The organism is Streptomyces sp. NPDC005863 (genome assembly GCF_042871345.1).
GTDB lineage: Bacteria > Actinomycetota > Actinomycetes > Streptomycetales > Streptomycetaceae > Streptomyces.
On the sequence record NZ_JBIAII010000015.1, the window covers coordinates 160,460 to 185,421 of the forward strand.

20 protein-coding genes, 1 rRNA gene and 2 pseudogenes are annotated in these 24,962 nt (G+C 73.2%); 6 read left to right on the plus strand and 17 right to left on the minus strand.

Annotated elements, in window-relative coordinates:
- Positions 1–125: 125 nt before the first annotated feature.
- Positions 126–752 (minus strand): NUDIX hydrolase, encoded by a 627-nt coding sequence (locus ACFYO9_RS35640; protein ID WP_355809911.1) that lies wholly within the window; start codon positions 750–752, stop codon positions 126–128.
- An 84-nt stretch (positions 753–836) separates the two neighbouring features.
- Positions 837–2,513, minus strand: a complete 1,677-nt coding sequence (locus tag ACFYO9_RS35645) for a CTP synthase (RefSeq protein ID WP_358713584.1) — start codon at positions 2,511–2,513, stop codon at positions 837–839.
- 453 nt (positions 2,514–2,966) lie between these two features.
- Between ACFYO9_RS35645 and ACFYO9_RS35650 the strand changes: the two genes are divergently transcribed.
- Positions 2,967–4,796 (plus strand): glycoside hydrolase family 15 protein, encoded by a 1,830-nt coding sequence (locus ACFYO9_RS35650; protein WP_355809907.1) that lies wholly within the window; start codon positions 2,967–2,969, stop codon positions 4,794–4,796.
- A 77-nt stretch (positions 4,797–4,873) separates the two neighbouring features.
- Here the strand turns inward: ACFYO9_RS35650 and ACFYO9_RS35655 are convergent, their stop codons facing one another.
- Positions 4,874–5,731, minus strand: a complete 858-nt coding sequence (locus tag ACFYO9_RS35655; protein ID WP_358779054.1) for an alpha/beta fold hydrolase — start codon at positions 5,729–5,731, stop codon at positions 4,874–4,876.
- Between the two features lie 75 nt (positions 5,732–5,806).
- Here ACFYO9_RS35655 and ACFYO9_RS35660 point away from each other — a divergent pair, with 75 nt between their 5' ends.
- Both ACFYO9_RS35660 and ACFYO9_RS35665 read left to right on the plus strand, forming a co-directional pair.
- Positions 5,807–6,670 (plus strand): helix-turn-helix domain-containing protein, encoded by an 864-nt coding sequence (locus ACFYO9_RS35660; protein WP_358779055.1) that lies wholly within the window; start codon positions 5,807–5,809, stop codon positions 6,668–6,670.
- Between the two features lie 135 nt (positions 6,671–6,805).
- The gene (locus ACFYO9_RS35665) at positions 6,806–8,449 is read left to right on the plus strand and encodes a PucR family transcriptional regulator (RefSeq protein WP_358779056.1); all 1,644 of its coding nucleotides are present in this window, start codon (positions 6,806–6,808) and stop codon (positions 8,447–8,449) included.
- 17 nt (positions 8,450–8,466) lie between these two features.
- On the opposite strand, the gene ACFYO9_RS35670 is transcribed toward ACFYO9_RS35665, so the two are convergent.
- From ACFYO9_RS35670 to recN, 3 genes are all read right to left on the minus strand, one after another.
- Positions 8,467–9,603 (minus strand): glycosyltransferase family 4 protein, encoded by a 1,137-nt coding sequence (locus tag ACFYO9_RS35670; RefSeq protein ID WP_358779057.1) that lies wholly within the window; start codon positions 9,601–9,603, stop codon positions 8,467–8,469.
- A gap of 188 nt (positions 9,604–9,791) precedes the next feature.
- Complete coding sequence (locus ACFYO9_RS35675; protein ID WP_388667053.1) at positions 9,792–10,562, minus strand: hypothetical protein; 771 nt, start codon at positions 10,560–10,562, stop codon at positions 9,792–9,794.
- A gap of 122 nt (positions 10,563–10,684) precedes the next feature.
- Positions 10,685–12,436 (minus strand): DNA repair protein RecN, encoded by a 1,752-nt coding sequence (gene recN, locus ACFYO9_RS35680; RefSeq protein ID WP_358779355.1) that lies wholly within the window; start codon positions 12,434–12,436, stop codon positions 10,685–10,687.
- Between the two features lie 213 nt (positions 12,437–12,649).
- Between recN and ACFYO9_RS35685 the strand changes: the two genes are divergently transcribed.
- Positions 12,650–14,017: an ABC transporter permease gene (locus tag ACFYO9_RS35685; RefSeq protein ID WP_358779354.1), complete on the plus strand. Its 1,368-nt coding sequence runs from the start codon at positions 12,650–12,652 to the stop codon at positions 14,015–14,017.
- A 174-nt stretch (positions 14,018–14,191) separates the two neighbouring features.
- Here ACFYO9_RS35685 and ACFYO9_RS35690 read toward each other — a convergent pair whose 3' ends face one another.
- From ACFYO9_RS35690 to ACFYO9_RS35700, 3 genes are read right to left on the minus strand one after another with little or no spacing between them, the layout of a single operon-like run.
- A complete protein-coding gene (locus ACFYO9_RS35690) occupies positions 14,192–15,109 on the minus strand; it encodes an NAD kinase (protein WP_355809886.1) in 918 nt (305 codons plus the stop codon).
- Positions 15,106–15,921: a TlyA family RNA methyltransferase gene (locus ACFYO9_RS35695; protein WP_355809883.1), complete on the minus strand. Its 816-nt coding sequence runs from the start codon at positions 15,919–15,921 to the stop codon at positions 15,106–15,108. Before ACFYO9_RS35695 ends, ACFYO9_RS35690 begins: the two co-directional genes overlap by 4 nt.
- A 7-nt stretch (positions 15,922–15,928) precedes the next feature.
- Positions 15,929–16,258 (minus strand): hypothetical protein, encoded by a 330-nt coding sequence (locus ACFYO9_RS35700; RefSeq protein ID WP_358713599.1) that lies wholly within the window; start codon positions 16,256–16,258, stop codon positions 15,929–15,931.
- Positions 16,259–16,300: 42 nt separating this feature from the next.
- On the opposite strand from ACFYO9_RS35700, the gene ACFYO9_RS35705 reads away from it, so the two are divergent.
- Complete coding sequence (locus tag ACFYO9_RS35705; RefSeq protein ID WP_358779353.1) at positions 16,301–16,648, plus strand: alkyl sulfatase C-terminal domain-containing protein; 348 nt, start codon at positions 16,301–16,303, stop codon at positions 16,646–16,648.
- Here the strand turns inward: ACFYO9_RS35705 and ACFYO9_RS35710 are convergent.
- From ACFYO9_RS35710 to ACFYO9_RS35725, 4 genes are all read right to left on the minus strand, one after another.
- Positions 16,632–17,483 (minus strand): ABC transporter ATP-binding protein, encoded by an 852-nt coding sequence (locus ACFYO9_RS35710; RefSeq protein WP_358779352.1) that lies wholly within the window; start codon positions 17,481–17,483, stop codon positions 16,632–16,634. The two genes, ACFYO9_RS35705 and ACFYO9_RS35710, sit on opposite strands and share 17 nt — an antisense overlap.
- Entirely contained in the window at positions 17,480–18,508 is a 1,029-nt protein-coding gene (locus ACFYO9_RS35715) for an iron chelate uptake ABC transporter family permease subunit (RefSeq protein WP_355809873.1), read from the minus strand. The genes ACFYO9_RS35710 and ACFYO9_RS35715 overlap by 4 nt, the downstream gene beginning before the upstream one ends.
- Complete coding sequence (locus ACFYO9_RS35720; protein ID WP_358779351.1) at positions 18,505–19,548, minus strand: iron chelate uptake ABC transporter family permease subunit; 1,044 nt, start codon at positions 19,546–19,548, stop codon at positions 18,505–18,507. Before ACFYO9_RS35720 ends, ACFYO9_RS35715 begins: the two co-directional genes overlap by 4 nt.
- 89 nt (positions 19,549–19,637) lie before the next feature.
- Entirely contained in the window at positions 19,638–20,690 is a 1,053-nt protein-coding gene (locus tag ACFYO9_RS35725; protein ID WP_358779350.1) for an HAD hydrolase-like protein, read from the minus strand.
- Between the two features lie 72 nt (positions 20,691–20,762).
- Between ACFYO9_RS35725 and ACFYO9_RS35730 the strand changes: the two genes are divergently transcribed.
- Complete coding sequence (locus tag ACFYO9_RS35730; RefSeq protein ID WP_358779349.1) at positions 20,763–22,046, plus strand: DUF1015 domain-containing protein; 1,284 nt, start codon at positions 20,763–20,765, stop codon at positions 22,044–22,046.
- Between the two features lie 86 nt (positions 22,047–22,132).
- Here ACFYO9_RS35730 and ACFYO9_RS35735 read toward each other — a convergent pair.
- The 4 genes and pseudogenes from ACFYO9_RS35735 to rrf form a co-directional block, all read right to left on the minus strand.
- Positions 22,133–22,252 (minus strand): annotated as a pseudogene (locus tag ACFYO9_RS35735) (RNA polymerase subunit sigma-24); the annotation flags it as partial.
- A 126-nt stretch (positions 22,253–22,378) separates the two neighbouring features.
- On the minus strand, positions 22,379–23,215 hold the full coding sequence (locus ACFYO9_RS35740) for a hypothetical protein (RefSeq protein WP_358779357.1): 837 nt from the start codon (positions 23,213–23,215) through the stop codon (positions 22,379–22,381).
- A 138-nt stretch (positions 23,216–23,353) separates the two neighbouring features.
- Positions 23,354–24,313 (minus strand): annotated as a pseudogene (locus tag ACFYO9_RS35745) (hypothetical protein); the annotation flags it as partial.
- A gap of 331 nt (positions 24,314–24,644) precedes the next feature.
- A 5S ribosomal RNA gene (rrf, locus tag ACFYO9_RS35750) occupies positions 24,645–24,761 on the minus strand.
- Positions 24,762–24,962 lie beyond the last annotated feature (201 nt).

Sequence of the window (24,962 nt, forward strand, 5' to 3'; positions counted from 1 at the left end):
CCGGGGCTCCGGGCGGGACGCTTTCAGAGCCTAGTTCAGGCCCTGCGCCCCTCCCGGGCGCGCAGCACGCACAAGTCGCCCGATCGGATCAGTAGATCGTCACACCGGACGGTTCTGAGGGGTCCTCAGGCCTCGAAGGGGCGGGCGGGCCAGGGAGCCTCGGCGGGGCGCAGCGCGTCCACGCCGTCGCCGTTCAGGACGGCCTGCAGCGAGAGGGCGCCGACGACGAGGCAGTTGTTGTGCAGCTCGCCGGCGAGCACGCCGCGCACGAGGTCGTCGAGGGGCACCCGGGCGAGCTCCATGTCGGACTCCTCCTCCTCGACCTCGAACCGCTCGCCCTCGGCCTCCGAGAGGTCACGGGCGAGGAAGACGCGCACGGCCTCGTCGCAGCCGCCGGGGGTGGTGTAGACGTCGGTGAGGACCCGCCAGTCCTCGGCCTTGACGTGCGCCTCCTCGTACAGCTCGCGCTGGGCGGCGTGCAGGGGGTTCTCGCCGGGGACGTCGAGGAGTCCTGCGGGGATCTCCCAGAGCTTGTGGCGTACGGGGTGGCGGTACTGACGGATGACCAGGACGCGGCCCTCGTCGTCGAGCGCGAGGACGGCGACCGAGCCCGGGTGGACCTGGTAGTCGCGGTGGACGACGGATCCGTCGGGCATGACCACGTCGTCGGTGCGGACGGAGGTCTTGTTGCCGACGAAGGGGGTCTTCGTCGCCGTGACCTGCCACTCCTCGGCGGTGTCCTTGATCGTCATGCCCTGTCCTCCCACACGTGCAAACGACAAACCGGGGTGCGCGTCCCGTGGGACGCCCACCCCGGCAACCGTATCGCTCCGGTGTTACTTTCCGGACTTGCCGCCCTGCTTGGCCCCGGCCTGCTGACGCTCGACGGCCGCCTTCACGAGACCGGCGAAGAGCGGGTGCGGGCGAGTCGGACGGGAGCGCAGCTCCGGGTGGGCCTGGGTGGCGACCAGGTAGGGGTGCACCTCGCGCGGGTACTCGACGTACTCCACGAGCTTGCCGTCCGGGGAGAGGCCGGAGAACTGGATGCCGGCCTTCTTCTCCAGGTCCGCGCGGTAGGCGTTGTTCACCTCGTAGCGGTGGCGGTGGCGCTCCTCCACGTACTCCTTGCCGTCGTACACCTCGCGCGCGATGGAGCCCTCGGCGAGCTTGGCGGGGTACATGCCCAGGCGCATCGTGCCGCCCATGTCGCCCTCGCCGGCGACGATGTCGAGCTGCTCGGCCATGGTGGAGATCACCGGGTGGCCGGTGGCCGCGTCGAACTCGGTGGAGTTGGCGTCGGGGATGTCCGCGAGGTTGCGGGCCGCCTCGATGACGATGCACTGCAGGCCCAGGCAGATGCCGAGCAGCGGCACCTTGTTCTCGCGGGCGTACTGGATGGCGCCGACCTTGCCGTCGACGCCGCGCTCGCCGAAGCCGCCGGGGATCAGGATCGCGTCGCAGTCGCCGAGCTGCTTCTGGGCGCCCGCCTGCGTCTTGCAGTCGTCGGAGGTGACCCACTTGACCTTGACGCGGGCCTTGTTGGCGAAGCCGCCGGCGCGCATCGCCTCGGTGATCGAGAGGTAGGCGTCGGGCAGGTCGATGTACTTGCCGACCAGGGCGACGGTGACCTCGTGCTTCGGGTTGTGCACCCGGTCCAGGAGGTCGTCCCACTGGGTCCAGTCGACGTCGCGGAACGGCAGGTCGAGCTTGCGCACGACGTAGGCGTCCAGGCCCTCGGTGTGCAGCACCTTCGGGATGTCGTAGATCGACTTGGCGTCGATGGCGGCGACCACGGCGGCCTCGTCGACGTCGCACATCAGCGAGATCTTGCGCTTGATGGCGGTCGGCACCTCGCGGTCGGCGCGCAGCACGATGGCGTCCGGCTGGATGCCGATGTTGCGGAGCGCGGCCACCGAGTGCTGGGTCGGCTTGGTCTTCAGCTCGCCGGAGGGGCCGATGTAGGGCAGCAGCGAGATGTGCACGACGAAGACGTTGTCGCGGCCGACCTCGTGGCGGACCTGGCGGACGGTCTCCAGGAACGGCAGCGACTCGATGTCGCCGACCGTGCCGCCGACCTCGGTGATGACGACGTCGACGTCGTCCGTCGCCATGCGGCGGATGCGGTGCTTGATCTCGTTGGTGATGTGCGGGATGACCTGGACGGTGTCGCCGAGGTACTCGCCGCGCCGCTCCTTGGCGATCACCTGCGAGTAGACCTGGCCGGTGGTCACGTTCGCCGAACCGTCGAGGTCGACGTCGAGGAAGCGCTCGTAGTGGCCGATGTCCAGGTCGGTCTCGGCGCCGTCGTTGGTGACGAACACCTCACCGTGCTGGAAGGGGTTCATCGTGCCCGGGTCGACGTTCAGGTACGGGTCGAGCTTCTGCATCGTGACGCGCAGGCCACGCGCCTTGAGGAGCGCACCCAGGCTGGAGGCAGTCAGACCCTTGCCGAGGGAAGAGGCGACACCCCCGGTGACGAAGATGTGCTTGGTCGTCTTGGATTTGGGCTGCATGGCCAAGAGGGGGCTCCCGTGGTCGCGGTCTGGAGGTGCGTACCGGCCTCCTCACCAGGGATTCGGGGAGGCGCCGTCGCTGCGGTTCGGGGGTTCTATGACCACCGGCTCACGGGCTACCAGGGTATCAGCGCCGGACCGGGACCGCTTCCGGCCACGCTCCGCCACCGGACACACACAAACCGGTCACGGGACACGCACGCCGCGGAGCGGGGCACCAGCCGCGCACGCTGCTACTTTTCCCCCGCGCACCGCCTCTCACCTGCCGCTCACCCGTTCGGCGGAGGCTCGTTGCCGGGAGGGGCGCGCAGATCACCGGGGTGCGTCGTATCCTGCTCGGACACTCGCTGCCGAGCCCCCTCCGGCACACGGCACCATCCCGCCTTGCACCCGGAACAAGCGCTCGTCAACGATCACTTGACCGCTGACCTGTAAGCGCCCCGCGGGGCGAACGTGGCCGTTCGACTGGAGATAGACGTGGCCGGGCGCATCGAGGACTACGCACTCATCGGAGACATGCAGACCGCCGCCCTGGTCTGCCGGGACGGCACAGTCGACTGGCTGTGCCTGCCCCGCTTCGACTCCCACGCCGTATTCGCCGGCCTTCTGGGCACCGAGGAGCACGGCTTCTGGCGTCTTGGACCGGCCCACAACCCGGACGCGCAGCCACCCGCTGCCACGCGCCGCTCGTACCGCGGCGACTCCCTGGTGCTCGAATCCGAGTGGGACACGGCGCGCGGCACCGTCCGCGTGATCGATTTCATGCCGCCGCGCGACACCGACGCGCCGCAGCTCATCCGCATCGTCGAGGGCGTCAGCGGACGGGTGCCGATGCGTTCGGCGCTGCGCATGCGGTTCAGCTACGGCCGGGTGGTGCCGTGGGTCCACAAGGTCGACGGGCGCACCGTGGCCGTCGCGGGCCCCGACTCGGTGTGGCACGACACGACCGCCGAGACCTACGGCAAGGACCTGACCACCTACTCGGACTTCACGGTCGCGCCGGGCGAGCGGATCGCGTTCACGATCTCGTGGCAGCCCTCGCACAAGGACCAGCCCGCGCTGCCCGAGCCGGAGGCGGCGCTCACCGCCACCGAGACGTTCTGGCGGGAGTGGGTGGAGCACTGTACGTACCACGGCCCCTACCGGGAGGCCGTGATCCGCTCGCTGATCACCCTGAAGGCGCTGACGTACGCGCCGACCGGCGGGATCGTCGCCGCGCCCACCACGTCGCTGCCCGAGGACATCGGGGGCTCGCGCAACTGGGACTACCGCTTCACCTGGCTGCGCGACGCCGCGATCACGCTCTCCTCGCTGCTGCGCACCGGCTACCGCGAGGAGGCCCGTGCCTGGCGCGAGTGGCTGCTCCGCTCGGTGGCGGGCGACCCGGAGAACCTGCAGATCATGTACGGCATCGCGGGCGAGCGCGAGCTCGGCGAGACCGAACTGGACTGGCTGCCGGGGTACGAGGGCTCCACGCCGGTCCGGGCGGGCAACGGCGCCGCGGGCCAGCTGCAGCTCGACGTGTACGGCGAGGTCACCGAGGCCCTGCACCTGGCGCACATGACGGGCCTGGCCCGCAACGACTACGCCGCCCTCCTCCAGCTCAAGCTGATCCGGTATCTGGAGGACCACTGGGACGAGCCGGACGAGGGCATCTGGGAGGTGCGCGGCCCGCGCCGGCACTTCGTGCACTCCAAGGTGATGGCCTGGGTCGCCGTGGACCGCACCATCAAGCTCATCGAGTCCGGCGACGCGGACGGCCCGCTGGACAAGTGGCGCGACCTGCGCGACGACATCCACCGGGACGTGTGCGAGCGGGGCTACGACCCGGAGCGGAACACCTTCACGCAGTCGTACGGCTCCAAGGAGCTGGACGCCTCGCTGCTGCTAATTCCGCAGATGGGCTTCCTGCCGCCGGACGACAAGCGCGTGATCGGCACCATCGAGGCGATCCAGCGGGAGCTGTCCACCCCGGACGGGTTCATCCTGCGCTACCCGACGTCCGGTGACGACGAGGGCGTGGACGGCCTGGAGGGCGACGAGGGCGCGTTCCTCGCCTGCTCGTTCTGGATGGCCGACGACCTGGCGATGATCGGCCGGGTGGACGAGGCGCGCAAGCTCTTCGAGAAGCTGCTCGCGCTCCGCAACGACCTGGGTCTGCTCGCCGAGGAGTGGGACTCCGCGGCGCAGCGTCAGGTCGGCAACTTCCCGCAGGCGTTCAGCCACGTGCCGCTGATCGACACGGCGCTGCGGCTGACGGCTTCGGGGGCGTACGGCGGATAGCGGCCGCTGGCTGACGCCACGTCACGTGCGCCCCCGTCGGATGCCGGCGGGGGCGCCGTGTTTCTCCGCCCGACGCCTTACGTGGCGTCGGCTGCTCGCTGCGGGTGGCTCCGGGTGAAGGCCAGGATCAGTGCGGCGGTACGGGACGGCTCCTCCAGGATGGGGGTGTGTCCGGCGCCGGGCAGCATCGTGACGACGGCGCCGGGGACGGCGCGGTAGTCGGCCGCGGACGTGGGGCGCCAGCGGCGGTCCCGGTCGCCGAAGATCACCTGCAGCGGTTTGCCGAGGGCGGCGAGCCGTTCGGGGAGCGGCCGTTCACCCAGGTACGCCAGGGACGCCCGCATGGCGGCGGTGACCGCCTGGATCCGGCTCTCCCGCAGTTCGTCGACGAGGTCCTGGGGCACCTCGAACCCGGCGCGGAAGCCGCTGTTCGCGAAGTGCCGGATCTGCTCGTCGCCCGGCGGCCACCGGGCGGGGTCGAAGGCGGCCGTCTCCGGCGCGATGTAGGCGTGCGGGCCGGGTCCGGTGTTGATGAGGACGAGGGCACTCACGAGGTCGGGCCGCCGCTCGGCCAGCGCGGTGGCGGCGTAGCCCCCGCTGGAGTGGCCGACGACGGTGGCGCGCCCGATGCCGAGCCGGTCGAGGGCCGCGCCGAGCGTCTGCCCGAGGCCGGAGGTGTCGTAGCCGCGGACGGGTTCGGCCGAGCGGCCGTGGCCCGGCAGGTCGACCCGGACGACGCGATGGGCGTCGGCCAGCAGCGGGACCAGAGCGTTCCACGAGGTGCTGGTGGTCGCGGAGCCGTGCAGGAGCAGCAGGACGGGGGCGCCGCGCGGGCCGTCCTGACGAACGTGGAGGTCACCGTGTTCGAGGGGCCGGAGGATCTCCTGGTGGACGGCTTCGGCGCTGCTTCGGGGGTGGTTCTCGGAGGTGGTCATGGCGCGACTGTCTCCCCCGTGACCCGGCGCCGGATTGGACGAATGTTCCCCGCGCCGTCCGCGTAGCCTGAAGCGATGAGGCTCACCACGCAGAGGCGTGACGATCCCGCCGCGTGGGACGTCGCGCGCCCGCGGCGGCGTGACGGGGTGCCCGGCGTCGACGTGGCGGGGTTCCGGGTGTTCGGCCCGCTCGGCCCGCTCTCGGGGGGGCTGCGGATCGTGCCGCACCCGGCCGTGATGCTGGTCCTCGCGTTCGGTCCCGGCCGGCCCGCCGTGGACGACGGCGCCGGGCGGCGGCACCGGGGCAGCCTCGTCGCCGGGCCCGGTTTCGGTTCCGGCGGGGCCGTACGGGCGTGGGGCGAGGATGTCGCCTGCGTACAGGTGCGGCTCTCCCCGCCGGCCGCCGGCGCGATCCTCGGCGTCTGCCCGGCCGATCTCGACGGGGCCGTGGTCCGCCTCGACGACGTGTGGGGCCGCCGGGCGGCACAGGTGTGCGAGCGCCTCGCCGGCCTCGACACCTGGCAGGAGCGCTTCGCGTACACCGAGGCCGAGCTCGCCCGCCGGTGCGCGGGCCGGGCGCCGGTGGATCCCGCGGTGGCCTGGGCCTGGCGGCGCATCGTCGACAGCGGGAGTCTCGTACGGGTGGAGCGGCTGGCCGACGACCTCGGATGGAGCCGCAAGCGCCTGTGGTCCCGGTTCCGCGACCACCTCGGCATGCCGCCCAAGCAGGCCGCGAGGCTGGTCCGCTTCGACCACGCCGTCCACCGCCTGGTCGCCGGGGCGGGACCGGCCGGGGTCGCGGCGGACACCGGGTACTGCGACCAGTCGCATCTGCACCGGGACGTCGTGGCCTTCACCGGCGCCACCCCGGCCGCCGTGGCGGGCGAACCGTTCCTGACCGTGGACGACCGTGCGTGGCCTACCGCTCCGCGCGTGTGAGGTACGCCACAACTGACGGCGGGGCGGGCAAGTGCCGCGCCGAGGCGAAGAGTTACCGGGCGGTCGGGGATGTGGGGCGGTGCCGTGCCCCGGCCGGGATGTTGCCGTCCCGTGCGCCCCGGTAGCGTCCGCGCCATGGACAGTCAGGGCACTCAGGGCGGCATCACGGTCCAGCGCGCGCTGGAACTTCCGGGGCTGCGCGGCGGGCTCCCCGAGGTCGTCGCGGGCGCGGAGCGGCTGCAGCGGACGGTGCGGTGGGTGCACGCGGGCGAGGTGCCCAACATGGCCTCGCTGCTCAAGGGCGGCGAACTGCTGCTCACCACGGGGCTCGGGCTCGGCGCGCGCCCCGCCGAACAGCGCGCGTTCGTGCGCAGGCTCGCCGAGCGCGGCATCGCGGCGCTCGTCGTCGAGCTGGGCCCGCGCTTCACCCGGCTGCCCGCCGCGCTCGTGGAGACCGCGCGGGCCGCCGGTCTGCCGCTGGTCCAGCTGCACCGCGAGGTGCCGTTCGTGACGGTCACCGAAGAGGTGCACACCGAGATCGTCAACGGCCACTACGCGCTGCTGCAGCAGGCCGAGGAGGTGCACAGGCGCTGTACGGAGGCGCTGCTCGGCGGGGGCGGCATCCCGCAGGTCCTCGGCATCCTCGCGGAGTTCAGCGGCAACCCGGTGTTCCTGGAGACGGCGGACCGCCAGCTCCTGTACGCGGCCGGGGCGGGCACCGAGTGCGCGGATCCGCTCCAGGTGTGGGAGGGGCTGCGCGGGCGCCCCGTGGACCGGGAGGGGCCGCCCGCGAGCGCGGTCCTCGTCGACGTGCCGGGCGGCGGCCCCGGCGCGGGGTCCGTACGGGCCCGCCTGGTGCTGCTCGCCGTGGAGTCCGCGCCGCAGCCGGTGCACCGCATCGCGGCGGAGCGGGCGGCGGGCAGCCTGGCCGTCGTCCTGATGCAGGCCCGCCAGGAGGAGGAGCTCGCGGCGCGCGGCCGCGGCGACTTCCTGACCGACCTCGCCGAGGGCCGGATCACCGCCGACGACGCCCCCGCGCAGGCCCGCGTCCTCGGCTTCAAGCCGGCCCCGGCCGGCAGCCCGCTGCTTCCGGTGGTGATGCGGCTCGCGGACGGGCTGCCGACCGGCGGGGGCTGGGCGGTCCTTGCGCGGGCGGTCGCCGAGGAGCTGGCGTCGGTGGGAGTGCCCGCGCTGCTGGGCGTGCGTCCCGTCGAGGGCCGCGTACCGCTGCTGCTCGGCCTGCGCTCGGAGTCCGAGCGGACGGCGGTGGCCGACCGGGTCGCGACCGCGCTGCGGGCCGGCGTCGAACGGGCCGGGATGCGGCGGCCCGGCGCGCAGCCGCCGGTGGTGGTCGTCGGGGTCGCGGGCGGCTGGGCGGCGGCGTCGGCGGGCCTGCGGCACGCGGCGGAGACCGCGACGGCCGCGCAGGGGCTGCCCGACCGCCCCTGGTACGACGCGCGGCGCCTCGACATAGACCTCCTGCTGTGGCGGCTGCACCGCCATGACGAGGACGGCGTCCTCGCGGCGTTCGTGGACCGCGCGATCGGCCCGCTGCGCGCCCACGACGAGCGCTCGAAGCCGCCGCTGCTGCCCACGCTGCAGACCTATCTGGCGCACGCGGGCCGCAAGGCGGAGACGGCGCGCGAGCTGCACCTGAACCGGCAGACCCTGTACAACCGCCTCGCCCGGATCAGCGAGTTGCTGGGCACGGACCTGGACGACCCGCAGACGGTCCTGGCGCTCAGCCTGGCGCTGCGGGCGCGCAGACACGTCGCCTAGGGACGCGGCCAGGGAAGTCAGCCGTACGGCAGGGGCTGGGTCAACTCGTCGTAGACGCTGAGGACTTGGGTGACCGTCTCGTCCTCGGTCGGCCAAGTGGCGGCCTGGGCCGCGCCCCTGTCCGCGAGTTCGGCCTGTCGGACAGGGTTCGCGAGCAGACGTACGACGGCACTGGAGAGGGCGTCCACGTCGCCGTAGGGGACGAGTTCCGCGGCGTCGCCGACGAGTTCGGGGATGCCGCCGACCGCGGTCGCGACGAGCGGCACGCGCGCGTGCAGCGCCTCTTGGGCGAGCACCGAGCGGGACTCCCAACTGCTGGGCAGGACGGCGACGTCGGCGGCGGCGAGGAGTTCGGGGACGTCGTCGCGGCGCCCGATGAGCCGGGCGGGGAGCCGTTCGTCCTCGATGCGACGCTGCAGGACGGCGCGTTCGGGGCCCTCCCCCGCCACCAGCAGGAGGGGCATCGGGTCGAGGTGGCGCCAGGCGCGGGTGGCGTCGAGCAGGACGTCGTAGCCGCGGCTGCGCTCCAGCGCGCCGACGGCGAGGATCAACGGGCGCTCCACGGCGCCGAGTTCGGCGCGGGCCTTGTGCGGGATGCTGTCGGCCTCCTCCGCGGTCTCCGGGCGGCGCGGCGCGGGCAGCGCGACGGCGGCGAGGCGGGCGTCGCGCGCGCCTCTGCTGCGGGCCCGGTCGACGAGGTCGGACGAGGCGCCGAGGACGACGGCGGCGGCCCGGGCGACCCGCCGCTCCAACAGGCGCAGGACACCGGCCCGGGCGCCCTGCGCGTGCGCGCGGGTGTGCCAGGTGACGACGAGCGGGGTGTGGCGCCCGGTCAGGGCGACGGCGGCGCGGAGGGCGGCGTGCAGTCCGTGCGCGTGGACGAGGTCGGCGTCGGCGCAGGCGGTGCGCAGGGCGGCCACGGCGGCGGGGTCGGCGCTGCGGGGCACGGAGACGTGCCGGGCGCCGGCGGCGGTGAAGTCGTAGATGCGGGCTGCCTCGTCGGGGGCGCACACGGTGACCCGCACGCCCCGGGCGGCGAGGCCCGCGGCCAGCGATCTGACGTGCGCGCTGCTGCCCGCGCTGCCACCGCCGAGGACCTGAACGGTGTGCAGCGGCGTCTGTCCGTGCGGCGAGTGGCTGCTCACGTGGCTCACGTGGCCGGGGCTCCTGGGTCTGCGTCGGTGGTGGTGCTCGGACTGGTACTCGGGCAGATGCTGCGCCAAGGATGCCAGTCCGCACGGGCGTTCCGGCACTGCCGAAAGGTCACTTCCGTATGTCGCCGGGCAACTCGATGGGCGGGATCACCCACACGGGTGAGAGTTGCGAGGTTTGTACGCGGGGGTCACGAGCCGGTGCCCCGGGCGGCAACCGCGCTGACCTTCTCGCCGAAGACCGCCGCGGCCACCAGGGCCGCCGCGTGCGCGGCGAGGCCCGCGCGGCCGTTGCCCGCGGCGACGGCGGCGCCGAGGGCCGCGCCCAGCGCGTGTGCGCCGGTGTCGCCGATCATCGCGCGGCGCCCGATGTCCGCGGGGAGTACGGCGACGGCCGCGCCCGTCGCGGCGGCGGCGAGCCCCGCGGCGGGTCCCTTGCGCAGCAGGCCGGGCGCCGCGAGGGCGAGCACGGCGGTGCCGGCCCGGCCGGGCCGTACGTCGACGAGGTTGACGAGGTGCGCGCTTCCCGCGATCACCACGCCGGCCAGGACCTTGTCCACGGGCCGCTCCTTGAGCAGCGCCCCGGCGGCCAGCCCGGCCGCGGAGATCCCGAACAGCTTGACGGCCCCGCTGGTGACCTCGCCGCGGCGCAGCGCCCGCAGATGCGCGCGGAAGCCGCGGCGCGGATCGTCCCGGCCCGCCATGTCGTCGTACGCGCCGCAGGCCCCGCCCGCGAGTACGGCGAGGGTGGCGGCTGCGCGGGGCCCCGGCGGCAGAGCGACCACGCCGGCGACGACGCCGAGGCAGGCGGCGGGCCCGGCGTACAACTCCACTGTCCCGCCGGCGAAGTTGACCCGCTCCCACCGCGCGCTCCCGCCGGGCGCGAGGTGGCGCAGGGCGGCGGCGGCCGCGTGGGCGGCGGCGGCGCTGAGGAATCCGGTACGCACGTTGACCGACTTCACGCCCTCACCCTCATGACGACCCCGCGGGGTTGCCCCGCGCACCACGACCTGACAGCCCGCCGCTTCCCGACCGGACAGAACACACCACGGCCAGGCAGAACCTCCCAAGGCGCCCCCGCCCGCTACCCGTCCCCCCGAGCCGTCGCCAGCAGTTCCTCCGCGTGTGCCCGCGCCGTCTCCGAGTCCTCCTGGCCCGCCAGCATCCGCGACAGCTCCCGCACCCGGTCCTCGCCCTCCAGGACCTGCACCCCGGACCGCGTCACCATCCCGTCGTTCGTCTTCTCGACCAGCAGCTGCCGGTCCGCGAACGCCGCCACCTGTGGCAGGTGCGTGACGACCACGACCTGCGCCGACTTCGCGAGCCGCGCGAGGCGCCGCCCGATCTCGACCGCCGCCTTGCCGCCGACGCCCGCGTCCACCTCGTCGAAGAGATAGGTCGGCACCGGGTCCGTCCCCGCGAAGACGACCTCCACGGCCAGCATCACCCGGGACAGTTCACCGCCAGACGCGCCCTTCGCGATGGGCCGCGGCGGCGCTCCCGGATGCGGGGCGAGGAGGAGTTCGACCTCGTCGACGCCCGCGGGGCCGTACGCGACCGTGCGGCCACCGACCTGCACGCCGTCGCCGCCCTCCGGCACCTCCGTGGCGCTGATGGCGATCGACACGCGCGCGTGGGGCATCGCCAGCGAGGCCAGCTCCTCGGTGACCGCCGCCGCGAACCGCGACGCCGCCTCCTCGCGCGCGTCGGTCAACGCCTGCGCGAGCCCCGCGAGTTCGACGCGCAACGCGTCCCGCTCCGCGACCAGCTCGCCCAACCGGTCGTCGTCGCCCTCCAGTTCGGTGAGGCGCGCCGCGCTCTCCTGCGACCAGGTGAGGACGGCGTCGATGTCCGCCCCGTACTTCCGGGTGAGCTGGGTCAGCGCGGCCCGCCGCTCCTCGACCGCGGCGAGCCGCAGCGGATCGGCGTCGAGGTCGTCGGCGTACCCGGCGAGCTCGCCCGCCACGTCGCCGAGGAGGATGCCGATCTCGCCCAGGCGGTCGGCGAGCGCGGACAGGGCGGGGTCGTGGGACCGTACGGCCTCCAGCGCCCGGGACGCGCCCGCGACCAGCGTCGAGGCGTCGACGCCCTCGGGGTCCTCGGGGTTGCCCGCGAGGGCGGCGTGCGCGGACGTGGCGGCGGAGGCGAGGGCCTCCGCGTGGCCGAGCCGCTCGGCCTCTGCGGCGAGTTCGACGTCCTCCCCCTCGCGGGGTTCGACCCCGCCGATCTCCTCCAGTCCGAAGCGCAGCAGATCGGCCTCCTGGGCACGCTCACGCGCGCGGGTGGTGATCTCCTCGACCTCGACGGTGACGGCCCGCAGCCTGCGGTACGCGGCGGTGTACTTGGCGAGCGGCACGGAGACCGCGTCCCCCGCGTACCGGTCGAGCGCGCCGCGCTGTCTCGCCGGCTTCAGCAGCCCCTGCTGGTCGGTCTGGCCGTGCACGGCGACCAGCTCGTCGGCGAGTTCGGACAGCAGTCCCACCGGGACCGAGCGCCCGCCCAGGTGCGCCCGGGAGCGTCCCTCCGCCGAGACGGTACGGCTGATGAGCAGCGCCCCGTCGTCCAGTTCGGCCCCCGCCTCCTCCGCGCGCACGGCGGCCGGGGCGTCGGCGGGCACGGTGATGCGCCCCTCCACCACCGCCGACTTGGCGCCGATCCGCACCAGGGCGGCGTCCGCGCGCCCGCCGAGCAGCAGGCCAAGGCTGGTGACCACCATCGTCTTGCCCGCGCCGGTCTCACCCGTCACGGCGGTGAAACCTGGCGAGAGCTCGACGACAGCGTCGTCGATGACTCCGAGCGACCGTATCCGCATCTCCTCCAACACGCACCTGACCATACGAGGTTTCCCGGGTGCCCCGCGACGTCACCCCTGTGTCGGTCCGTGAAGACGCAGGTTGCGGAGCGCCCCGCGGCCGGAGCGTCACCCTCCGAGGGGACGCGGCGAGGCCTCCCCCGGCCGCCCCACGCGCACGGGGGTGGGGTTGTCCCCACCAAGATCCACCGGCCCACCGGATGGCCCGCCTCCGCCCCCGCCGGGACCATGATCCCCATGGCAACAGGACTGGCATGGGCGGCGCTGCGCGCACACCGACCGGCGTTCGTCGGCACCGCGGTGGCCGCGCTCTTCGCGTCGACCGTGGTGAGCGCGTCGACGATGATGCTCGGCACGACGAGCGCCGAGCGCTCCGACATCCCCGGCGGGCTCTCCGCGGCCGCACGCAAGCAGATCGCGGAGAACGGCGTGGCCGACATGGCGGTCGTGCTCCTGATCGGATCCATCTACATGTCGATATTCGTGGTCGTCTCGACCATGGGGACAGCCGTCGCGCAGCAGCACCGCGAGCTCGCGCTGGTCCGCGCCATCGGCGCGAGGCCCCGCCAGATCCGCCGCGCCGTGGCCGTCCAGGCCCTCACCGCGTCGGTCCCCGCCGCCCTCGCGGGCTTCGCGCTCGGCGGCCTCGGCGCCCGCTGGTGGCACGCGGGCATGGTCGACCACGGGCTGCTCCCGGCCGAGGCCGGCTTCCGTTTCAGCTGGCTCGCCCTGCCGGTCTGCGTCGGCGTGGCCGTGGTGACGACGACGCTCGCCGCGCTGCTCTCGGCCCTGCGCTTCTCTCTGCTGCGCCCGGCCCGCGCCCTCGTCGAAGCGGCGACGGGCCGACGGCGCCTCGGGATCCTGCGGGCGCCCCTGGGCATGCTCGCCGTGGCAGGGGCGTGCGCGGTCGCCGTACTCCTGTCCCGGCAGCCGGCCGACGAGGCGGGCGAAGGGGCGTTCCTCGTCCTCATCCTGTTCTGCGTGGGCGCGGGGCTGCTGGGCCCCCGTATCGTCGGGCCCGCGGCGTGGCTGGTCTCCGCGGCCGTGGGCCGGTTCGGCCCGAGCGCGCGGCTCGCGATGCTCAACGTCCGCTCGCAGCCCCGCCGTTTCTCCGCGGCGGTCGTCCCGCTCGTCCTGGTCGTCGGGTTCGGCCTCACCAAGATCGGCATGCACACGACGGCCCAGCACCACACCGGTTCGGCGGGCGGCACGGGCGAGGTCTGGCTCGACTACGTGGGCACGGGGCTGTACGCGGGCTTCGCCGCCATCGCCGCAGCGAACACGCTGGCCATGATCTCCTTCGAGCGCCGCCGCGACGTCGCGCTGCTGCGGGTCATCGGGAGCCGGCGCGCGCAGGTGCGGGCGATGGCCGCCTGGGAGGCCGCGGTCGTCGCGGGGACCGCGCTGCTGCTCGGCACGGCGATCGCGCTGGGCACGCTGGCGCCGATCCTCACGACGGCGTACGGCTCCCCGCTCCCCCACCTGCCGTGGCCGGTCCCGACAGCCCTGGCAACGGCCACCCTGCTCCTGACCGTCCTGGCGACGGCCACCCCAATCCACACAACAATGCGCAGCAACCCAATCCCCGTACTCACGACGACATAGCCCCGCAAGGGGCGCGGGGAACTGCGCGAACAACCACACCCAACCCGCACCAAACGACCAAGGGCCACCCCCTCAAGGGGCGCGGGGAACGGCGCGACAAGCCACACACAACCCGCACCGCGCAGCCACCGAGAGCCCCCTTAACGGAGCGTCACCGCCAAACCCAGCAGAGCGTCACGGTGCGCCCCGCCACCCCTGCACCGGCAACGCGAACTTGGCGACAAGCCGATCCGTGAACGACGCGTGATGCAGCCGCGCGAGCCGCACCGGCACCTCACCCCTGCGCACCTCCACCCGCGCGCCCGAGGGCAGTTCCACGGTCCGCCGCCCGTCGCACCACAGCACCCCGTGCGGCGTGTGCGGCTGGACCTCGACGGCGAGCACCGAGTCCGGCGAGGTCACCAGCGGCTTGGCGAACAGGGCGTGCGCGCTGATCGGCACCATGAGCAGTGCCTCGACCTCCGGCCACACCACGGGCCCGCCCGCCGAGAACGCGTACGCCGTGGAACCGGTCGGGGTGGCGCACACGATGCCGTCGCAGCCGAACCCGGTGACGGGCCGGCCGTCGATCTCCAGGACGACCTCCAGCATCCGCTCGGGCGACACCTTCTGCACGGCCGCCTCGTTCATCGCCCAGTCCCGGTGCACGACGTCGCCGTTGCGGCGCACGACGACGTCGATCGTCATGCGCTCCTCCACCTCGTACGTCCTGGTGACCACCCGGTCGACGACCTTGTCGAGGTCGTCCCGCTCGGCCTCCGCGAGGAAGCCCACACGGCCGAGGTTCACGCCGAGCATCGGCACCCCGGAGGCGCGCGCGAACTCCGCGCCGCGCAGCAGCGTCCCGTCGCCGCCGAGGACGACGATCAGCTCGCAGTCGTCGATGCATTCGGCGGTGGCTTCCTTGACCGTCTGGACCTCGGGCGGCAGCGGCAGGTCCACGGCCTCCGCCTCCAGGACCCGGACGCCGAGACCGCTGCGCAGCAGCCCCTCGACGACGAGTTCGGCGCTGCGGATCGCCGCGGGGCGCCCGGTGTGCGCGAGCAGGAAGACGGTACGAGCTCTGGTCTGGGTACTACCGGTCTGGGTCAACGGGGCCCCTCCGCCACGGCACGGTCAACGTCCGCCGGGTCCAGCTCATCGGCCCCGGCGCGCAGCCACAGAAAGTACTCGACGTTCCCGGACGGTCCCGGCAGCGGGCTCGCGGTCACCGCGCGCACCCCGAGACCGAGCCCCCACGCCTGCCGCGCCACCCCGCGCACGGCCTCGGCGCGCAGTTCGGCGCTGCGCACCACACCACCGCTGCCGAGCCGCTCCTTGCCCACCTCGAACTGCGGCTTGACCATGAGGACGAGGTCCGCGTCGGGCGCCGCGCACCGCACCAGCGCGGGCAGCACCAGGCCGAGCGGGATGAAGGAGAGGTCGCCGACGACCACGTCGACGGGGGTCCCGTCGATGGCTTCGAGCGTCAGCTCCCGTACGTTCGTACGGTCCTTCACGGTGACCCGGTCGTCGCTCTGCAGCGACCACGCGAGCTGGCCGTAGCCGACGTCGACGGCGACGACGTGCGCGGCGCCGGCCCGCAGGAGCACGTCGGTGAAGCCGCCGGTGGAGGCGCCCGCGTCCAGCGCGCGCCGCCCCTCGACGACCAGCCCCTGCGGCCCGAAGGCGGCGAGGGCGCCGGCGAGCTTGTGCCCGCCGCGCGAGACGTAGTCGGGGTCGTCGTCGTCCTGCGAGACCACGATCGGGGCGGCCGTCTCCACCTGCGTCGCCGCCTTGGTCGCGACGGTCTTGCCGACCGCGACCCGGCCTGCGGCGATCAGTTGGCTCGCGTGCTCGCGCGAGCGCGCGAGCTTCCTGCGGACGAGCTCGGCGTCGAGGCGGCGTCGTGCCACTCCTGCCACGTTCGGTTCAGCTCCTGTCGTACGACGGTGTGGGCGCCCCGGAGGGCGCCGGCGGGCCGGGGCGCGCGTCGAGCGCGGTCAGCGCGTCGCGCAGGCCCCGGTGTACATCCTCGTACACCTCGATGTGGCCGTCCGTGGCGAGGTGGTCGGCGTCGCCGAGCCGGGCGAGTGCCGCGTCCACGTCGGCGTCGCCGGTGGCGGCGCGCTCGACGCCGAGGGGCGCGGGGGCGGCGGGGTCGTACGACGGCTCCTCCAGGGCCCTGTCCTGCGGGGCCAGGTCCTGCGGAGGAGCCGACTCCCCTTGGTGCGCTTCGGGGCCCGCGTATGAGTCGCTCATGGCACGACGCTACCGCGAAGGCCTGCGGTACGGTCGACCGCGATGGCGACCATGGCGGAGTGCCGCACGGCACTCGAAAGACTCTCCGGCAATCTCGCGTCGGCGGACGGCGACGTGCGCGCCGCCGCTGCCCTGAACCGCTCCCTGAGCTGCCGCATCACCGATCTCGACGTCACCTTCACGGGCCGTCTCGAGAACGGCCGGATCACGGTGCTCGACGACCATCCGGGGCCGCCGTGCGAGAAGGCGGAGATCCGCCTCGCGATGACCGGCGACGACCTGGTCGCGATGGTGGCGGGCGAGCTCGACTTCGCGAAGGCCTGGGCCTCGGGCCGGGTCAGGCTGGAGGCGGGCTTCCGCGACCTGCTGCGGCTCAGGACGCTGCTCTAGCCGGTGTCCTGCGGCCCGCGCGGGCTGCGGGGACCACCAGCGGGGTGCCCGTCTCCGGGTCCTCGATGATCTGGCAGTCGATGCCGAAGGCCTCCTTGACCAGCTCCGCCGTGACGATCTCGGACGGCGGCCCCTCGGCGAGCACCGCGCCGTCGCGCAGGGCGATGAGGTGCGTGGCGTAGCGGGCCGCGTGGTTGAGGTCGTGCAGGACGGCGACGAGCGTGCGGCCCTGCTCCTCGTGGAGCTCCGCGCACAGGTCGAGGACGTCGAGCTGGTGCTGGATGTCGAGGAAGGTCGTCGGCTCGTCGAGGAGCAGCAGCGGGGTCTGCTGGGCGAGCGCCATGGCGATCCAGACGCGCTGGCGCTGGCCGCCGGAGAGCTCGTCGACGTACCGCTCTGCGAGGTCCCGTACGCCGGTCGAGGCCATGGACTCGTCCACGATCCGCTCGTCCTGTGGCGACCACTGGCGCAGCAGCCCCTGGTGGGGGTAGCGGCCGCGGGCGACGAGGTCGCCGACGGTGATGCCGTCGGGGGCGATGGACGACTGCGGCAGCAGGCCGAGCGTCCGCGCGACCTTCTTGGCCGGCATCGACTGGATGACGTTCCCGTCGAGCAGCACTCGGCCTTCGGAGGGCTTGAGCATCCGGGACAGGGCCCGCAGCAGCGTGGACTTGCCGCAGGCGTTGGGGCCCACGATCACGGTGAAGGAGTGGTCGGGGATCTCGACGGACAGCTTCTCGGCGATGACGCGCTGGTCGTAGCCGAGGGTGACGTCGTCGGCGATGAGCCGGTTCACAGCAGCACGCTCCTGGTCCTGAAGGTGGTTCTCGGTCATATCCGCCCCGCCTTGCGCTGGGTGATGAGCAGCCACAGCAGATAGACGCCGCCGAGCACGCCGGTCACCACGCCGACGGGCAGCTGGTCGGCGCCGAAGGCGCGCTGCGAGGCCCAGTCCGCGACGATCAGGAGCGCGGCGCCCATGCACATCGAGGGCATCAGGTTGGGGCCCGGCGAGCGGGTGAGCCTGCGGGCCAGCTGCGGCGCGGTGAGCGCGACGAAGCTGACCGGTCCCGCGGCGGCGGTGGCGGCCGCGACGAGCAGCACGGAGGCGGTGAGCAGCACGAAGCGGGTGCGTTCGACGGGCACGCCGAGGGCGCTCGCGACGTCGTCGCCCATCTCCAGCATCCGCAGCGGACGCCCGTACACGAGCACCAGCGGTACGAGGACGGCGCACAGCACGAGCAGCGGCCAGACCTGGTCCCAGTCGCGGCCGTTGAGGGAGCCGGTCATCCAGACGACGGAGCGGGCGGCGTCGACGAAGTCGGCCTTGGTGAGCAGATATCCGTTGACGGCCGCGAGGAAGGCGGAGACACCGATGCCGACCAGGACGAAGCGGTAGCCGTGCACGCCCTGGCGCCAGGCGAGCAGATAGATGGCGAGGCCGGTGCCGAGGCCGCCGACCAGCGCGCCGCCCGCGACCTGGACCGCGCTGCCCTGGAACAGCACGATCATGGTGAGCGCGCCCGCGGTCGCCCCCTGCCCGAGGCCCAGCACGTCCGGGCTGCCCAGCGGGTTGCGGGCGATGGACTGGAAGAGCGCGCCGCCGAGACCGAGCGCCGCGCCCACCAGGAGGCCGACGAGGACCCGCGGCAGGCGCAGTTCGTTGATGATGAACTCCTGCCCGGCGTCACCGTCGCCGAGCAGGGTGCGGACGACGTCGGCGGCCGGGATGTCGAAGTCGCCGGTGCCGATCAGGACGACGCCCGCGACGAGCGCGGCGGCGGCGAGCAGCGCGACGACCACGGCCGTGCGGACGTCGAGGCGGACGGAGAGGCCGCCCCGGGTGCGTAGTGCCTTCACAGCTGGGCCATCTTCCGCCGACGTACGAGAAGGACGAAGACCGGCGCCCCGATGACCGCGGTCACGATGCCGACCTGGAGCTCCGCGGGCCGCGCCACCATCCGGCCGACGACGTCCGCGCCGAGCAGCAGCACCGGCGAGAGGACGGCCGCGTACGGCAGGATCCAGCGCATGTCGGGCCCGGTGAAGGAACGCACGATGTGCGGGACCATCAGGCCGATGAACACGATCGGGCCGCAGGCCGCGGTCGCGGCCCCGCACAGCAGGGTCGCCGCCGCCATGGACAGCGCGCGGGTGCGGCCCAGGTGGGCGCCGAGCGCGCGGGCGGTGTCGTCGCCCATGGCCATGGCGTTGAGCGGCCTGGCCAGGCAGAGGGCGAGCACGGTGCCGATCGCGAGGAAGGGCAGCACCTGCTCGATGGTGTTCATGTTGGCGGAGGCCAGCGAGCCGACCGTCCAGAAGCGCATCTTGTTGAGCGCGGCGCCGTCCGTGATCATGACGGCCTGCAGATAGCCGTAGAGCGCCGCGCTGATCGCGGTGCCGGCGAGCGCGAGCCGCACCGGGGTCGCGCCGCGCGCGCCGCCGAGGATGTAGAGCAGGACGCCGACGAGCATGGCCCCGACGAAGGCGAACCAGACGTAGCCGCTCAACGAGGTGACGCCGAAGAAGCTGATGGCGCTGACGACCGCGGCGGAGGCGCCGAGGTTGATGCCGAGGAGCCCGGGGTCGGCCAGCGGATTGCGGGTGAGCGCCTGGAGTACGGCGCCGGAGAGGCCGAGCGCGGTGCCGGCCAGGAGTCCGAGGAGGGTGCGCGAGAGCCGCTCGCCGACGACGACGTCCCCGTACGTCCCGGAGTCCTGAAACAGCCCGTGCCAGACCTGGTCCAGGGACATCGACTTGGCGCCGACCGCGATGCTCGCCAGGAAGACGACCAGCAGCACGGCCACCGAGACGAGCAACCCGGCGCCGCGTATCGCGCGGCGTTTCGGGGGCGCGGAGGCGGCCTCCGCGCGGGCTTCTGAAGGGCTGTCGACCAACACCTGGTTAGGTTAGCCTACCCTCGCGCGGTCCTGGCGGGCGCGGTCCGGGAGCCTCCCCGCCCTGGACGCCACCCCCGCCCCGCGCGGCCTCACACCCCGAGCCGCCCCAGCACCTTCTCCGCATCCAGCTCGCACGCACCGTCCCCGGCCTCCGTCCAGGCCGCCGCGCACAGCGCCCGCAGCCCGTCCATGGCCTCGCCGTCCCCGTCGAGCACGAACTCCCCGTCCCGCACCGAAGCGGTCCACCCGCCACAGCCGAACGCGCCGTCCCCCGGGGTGACCTCGGGCTGGCCGGTGAGCATCCCGCGCAGATCCTCGGCCACATACGTCGGCCGGTGCTCGGGCCGCGCTGCCAGCAGCTGCGCACCGTCCGTGACACCGGTCAGCACCAGCAGCGAGTCCACCTCGCCGTTGCTCGCGCCCTCGATGTCGGTGTCCAGGCGGTCGCCCACCACCAGCGGCTTCTTCGCGCCGGTCCGCAGAATCGTCTCGCGGTGCATGGGCGGCAGCGGCTTGCCCGCCACCTGCGGCTCGGCGCCCGTCGCGATCCGTACGACCTCGACGGCCGCGCCGTTGCCCGGGGCGATGCCGCGGGCGCTCGGGATCGTCAGGTCCGTGTTCGACGCGAACCACGGGATGCCGCGCGCGATCGCGTAACAGGCCTCCGCGAACCGCGACCACGCCAGATCCGGCCCGCCGTACCCCTGCACCACCGCCACCGGGTCGTCGTCGGCGGACTCCACCGGTTCGAGCCCCCGCTCGCGCAGCGCGACCCGCAGCCCCTCGCCGCCGATCACCAACACCCGCGCGCCCTCGGGCACTTGCTCGCTCACCAGCCGGGCCACCGCCTGCGCGGAGGTGATGACGTCCGATCCTTCGGCCGCGATGCCCAGCTCCGTCAGATGCTCCGCCACCGCGTCCGGGGTGCGCAGCGCGTTGTTCGTGACGTACGCCAGGTGCATGCCGCCGTCGCGCGCGGTGCCCAGCGAATCGACCGCGTGGTCGATGGCGTGCCCGCCCTTGTACACCACTCCGTCCAGGTCGAGCAGAGCCGTGTCGTAGAGCTCGCTCAACGCCCGCTCACTCCCCGCGGGACGCGTCCTGACGTCCCGGCCGGCGCCTCGGTCCGCGGTCTGGCTCATTACACATCGCTCCTCGCTCGATCCGACTCCCCCGATCATCGCTTATGCCACTGACACACATACGATGCCCTAATGAACACAGCGGGTCACAGCGACGACACCGGCCTCGACCTGATCCCGTTCCGCGGCGTGCGGTACGTCCCCGAACAGGTGGGACGGCTCGCCGCGGTGACCTCTCCCCCGTACGACGTGGTCGTACGGCCGGACGGCCTGCTCCACCTGGAGTCCGCCGACCCGCACAACATCGTCCGGCTGATCCTGCCGCAGGCCACCACCCCGGCCGCCCGCAACCAGCAGGCCGCGGACACCCTGCGCGGCTGGCTCGCCGAGGGCGTCCTCGCCCCCGACGCCGAGCCCGGCCTGTATGTCTACGAGCAGCGGGACGACGACATCCTGCAGCGCGGCGTCATCGGCGCCCTGCGCCTGTCGGAGGCCGAGGACGGCGTCGTCCTGCCGCACGAGGGCGTCATGCCCCCTGTCGTCGAGGACCGCGCGGCCCTGATGCGGGCCACCTCGGCCAATCTGGAGCCGCTCCTGCTGACCTACCGCAGCGACGCCGAGGGCGAGCCGAAGGGCGCGACGGCCGTCGTCGAACGCGCCGCGCGCCGCGAGCCCCTCCTCGCGACCACCACGGAGGACGGCTTCCACCACCGCCTGTGGTCGGTGACGGACCCCGCGGAGATCGCCGAGATCCAGTCGGACCTCGCCCGCCACCAGGCCCTCATCGCCGACGGCCACCACCGCTGGGCCACCAACCTGCGGCTGCGCGCCGAGCACCCCTCGCCGAGCGCCTGGGACTACGGCCTGGTGCTCCTGGTGGACACCGCCCGCTACCCGCTGCGGGTCCGCGCGATCCACCGCTACCTCCACCGGCTGCCGGTGTCCGAGGCCCTGAGCGCCCTCGGCGACGACTTCCGCGTGCAGACCCTGAAGGGCACCCTCGACCAGGCACTCGAAGCACTCGGGGAGGCCGCCGTCCAGGGCAACGCCTTCGTCCTGGCGGGCGACGGCGTCTTCCACCTCGTCGACCGGCCGTCCCCAGAACTCCTGGCCCGTACGATCCCGGCCGACCGCCCGGAGGCCTGGCGCACCCTCGACGCGACGGTCCTGCACGCCACCCTCCTCGACCACGTGTGGCGGATCCCCGACACCCCGGAACACATCGCGTACATCCACGACACGGCGGCGACGGTCGAGAAGGCCGAGCGCGACGGCGGTACGGCGGTCCTGATGCACCCGGTGCGCGAGGAGGTCGTCCGCGACCTGGCCCGCCAAGGCGTCACGATGCCGCGCAAGTCGACGTCCTTCGGCCCGAAGCCGGCGACCGGCCTGGTCCTGCGCGACCTCATGTCCTGAAGGCCCGCCGTACGTCGGCGGGTGACCCGGCACCTGTCGCGTTGGGCGTCCGGTCCGCCGCCTCGGCGTAGAGCCGCGCCGCCGCCGTCCTCGACGCGGTCCTCACGCCGACGGCGGGCGGTGTCCGCCCGGGTCGCGTCGAGGAACTTCCGCCAGGCCACGGTGACGAGCCAGCCCTTGGGGTCCCGCGGCTCGTCGTCGGCCCAGCCGTCACCTTATGGCCACGGCGCCGGTGGGACCGGGGGCGCACGCAAAAAAGGGCGGGCCCCCCTTCCGGGGAGCCCGCCCTCTGTCTTGCCGTCTCTCGTCGTGAGCCGTACGGCCGCGACGGATCAGTCCTCGTCGACGTCCCGACGCACCGGCTCCGCGGTGACTTCGGGGGCCTCGGGACCCTCGGAGGCGTCGGAGGCGTCGGAGGCGTCGGAGGCGTCGGAGGCGTCGGAGGCGTCGGCGTCGCCGTGCACGGCGTCCGCGTCCCGCTCCTCGTCCTCCACCATCGCGTCGACGAACTCGACACCGTCGAGCTCGGCGAGGCGGTCGGAGGCGTCGGTGCTGCCGTCCTTGTCGGACTCGACGACCTTCGCGAACCACTCGCGCGCCTCGTCCTCGCGGTCGGCCGCGAGCAGCGCGTCGGCGTACGCGTACCGCAGTCGGGCCGTCCACGGCTGCACGGAGTTCGAGGCGAGCTCGGGGCTCTGCAGCGTGACGATGGCGGCGTCGATCTGGTCCATGTCGCGGCGCGCGCCCGCGGCGACGAGCCGCATCTCGACCTGGCCCGCCTTGTCGAGCTTGTGCACCTCGGGGGCGCCCGCCATCTCCAGCGCCTTCTCGGGCCGGCCGAGACCACGCTCACAGTCCGCCATGACGGGCCACAGCTCGACGCTGCCGGTCATGCGCCGGGCGGCGCGGAACTCGGCGAGCGCCTCGCTGTACTTCTCGGTGGCGTACGCGGCGAAGCCGGCGGCCTCGCGCACGGCCGCGACCCTGGAGGCCAGCCGCAGGGCGATCCGCGAGTAGGCGTAGGCCTGCTCGGGGTCCTCGTCGATGAGCTTGGCGACCATCACCAGGTTCCTGGCGACGTCCTCGGCAAGCCCCTTGGGGAGGCTCTGCAGCTCCTGCTGTACGTCCTTGTCGATCTCGTGACCCGTGACGTCGTCCGGGATCGGCAGCCGCTTGATGGGCTCGCGGTCACGGTCCCGGTCGTCACGCCCCCCGCGGTATCCGCCACGGTCGCCGTCGCGCCGGTCGTCACGGCGGTCGTCCCGCCGGTCGTCACGACCACGGAACCCGCCGGGGCGTCCGCCGCGATCATCGCGCGGACCACGCCCGCTGTCGTCGCCACGGCCCCGGTCGTCGCGTCCTCGGAAGCCACCGCCGCCACGGTTGTCGTCGCGCCGGAAGCCACCGCGGTCGTCCCGGCGGTCGTTCCCACGGTCGTACGAGCGGTCATCGCGCCGCGGTCCGCTGGGCCGGTCGTCGCGCCCACGGAACCCGCCACGGTCATCGCGGCGGTCGTTGTCGCGCCGGTCATCGCGGCGGTCGTCCCGACGATCGTCACGACGGAAGACGGGACGGTCCCCGCCACCACGGTTGTCGTCACGGCGGAACCCACCACGGTCACCGCCACGGTCACCACCGTCACGACGCGGACCGCTGGAACGGTCGTCGCGCCCACGGAAGCCGCCGCCACCGCGATTGTCATCGCGACGGTCATCACGGCGGTCGTCGCGACCTCGGAAGCCGCCACCGCCACGGTTGTCGTCACGGCGGAAGCCGCCGCGGTCATCACGCCGCTCGTCACGACGGTCATCACGGCGGAAGGGCGGACGGTCGCCGCCACCGCGGTTGTCATCGCGACGATCGTCACGACGGAAAGCGGGACGGTCCCCGCCACCACGGTTGTCGTCACGGCGGAACCCACCACGGTCACCGCCACGGTCACCACCGTCACGACGCGGACCGCTGGAACGGTCGTCGCGCCCACGGAACCCGCCGCCACCACGGTTGTCATCGCGACGGAAGCCGCCGCGGTCATCACGCCGCTCGTCACGACGGTCATCACGGCGGAAGGGCGGACGGTCGCCGCCACCGCGGTTGTCATCGCGACGATCATCACGACGGAAAGCGGGACGGTCCCCGCCACCACGGTTGTCGTCACGACGGAACCCACCACGGTCACCGCCACGGTCGCCGCTGTCACGACGCGGACCGCTCGGCCGGTCGTCCCGACGGAACGGGGGGCGTCCACCGCGGTCCCGATCGCCCTCGCGCCGGTCGTCGCGACGGTCGTCACGGCCACGGAAGCCGCCACCGCCACGGTTGTCGTCACGGCGGCTGTCGTCACGACGGAAGCCGCCACGGTCACCACGGTCGTTGTCACGACGGGGAGCTCCGCGGTATCCGCCCCGGTCACCACCGTCCCGGCGGCGCTCGTCGCGCTCCGGTCGCTCGTCGGGAGAGTTGGGGGACATCGGTGACTCCTAGTCTTCGGTACCGCAGTCATTCTCGCGCAGCCGGCATGTCGGCGCGCTTCGACAAAAACAAAAAAGGACCCTTGGTCCCAGCGTGGACGCTGGGACCAAGGGTCCTCCAAAGATTGTTCGGCGGCGTCCTACTCTCCCACAGGGTCCCCCCTGCAGTACCATCGGCGCTTTGAGGCTTAGCTTCCGGGTTCGAAATGTAACCGGGCGTTTCCCTCACGCTATGACCACCGAAACCCTATGAAATATCCTGCGGTTACGCAGGATCTCAAACAGGGCAGCGAACAAGCACACTTTTCAATTTAAATAGTGACACTGTTCAGCCGACACAACTGTTCGTTGTTTCAGAACCAACACAGTGGACGCGAGCAACTGAGGACAAGCCCTCGGCCTATTAGTACCAGTCACCTCCACCCGTTACCGGGCTTCCAGATCT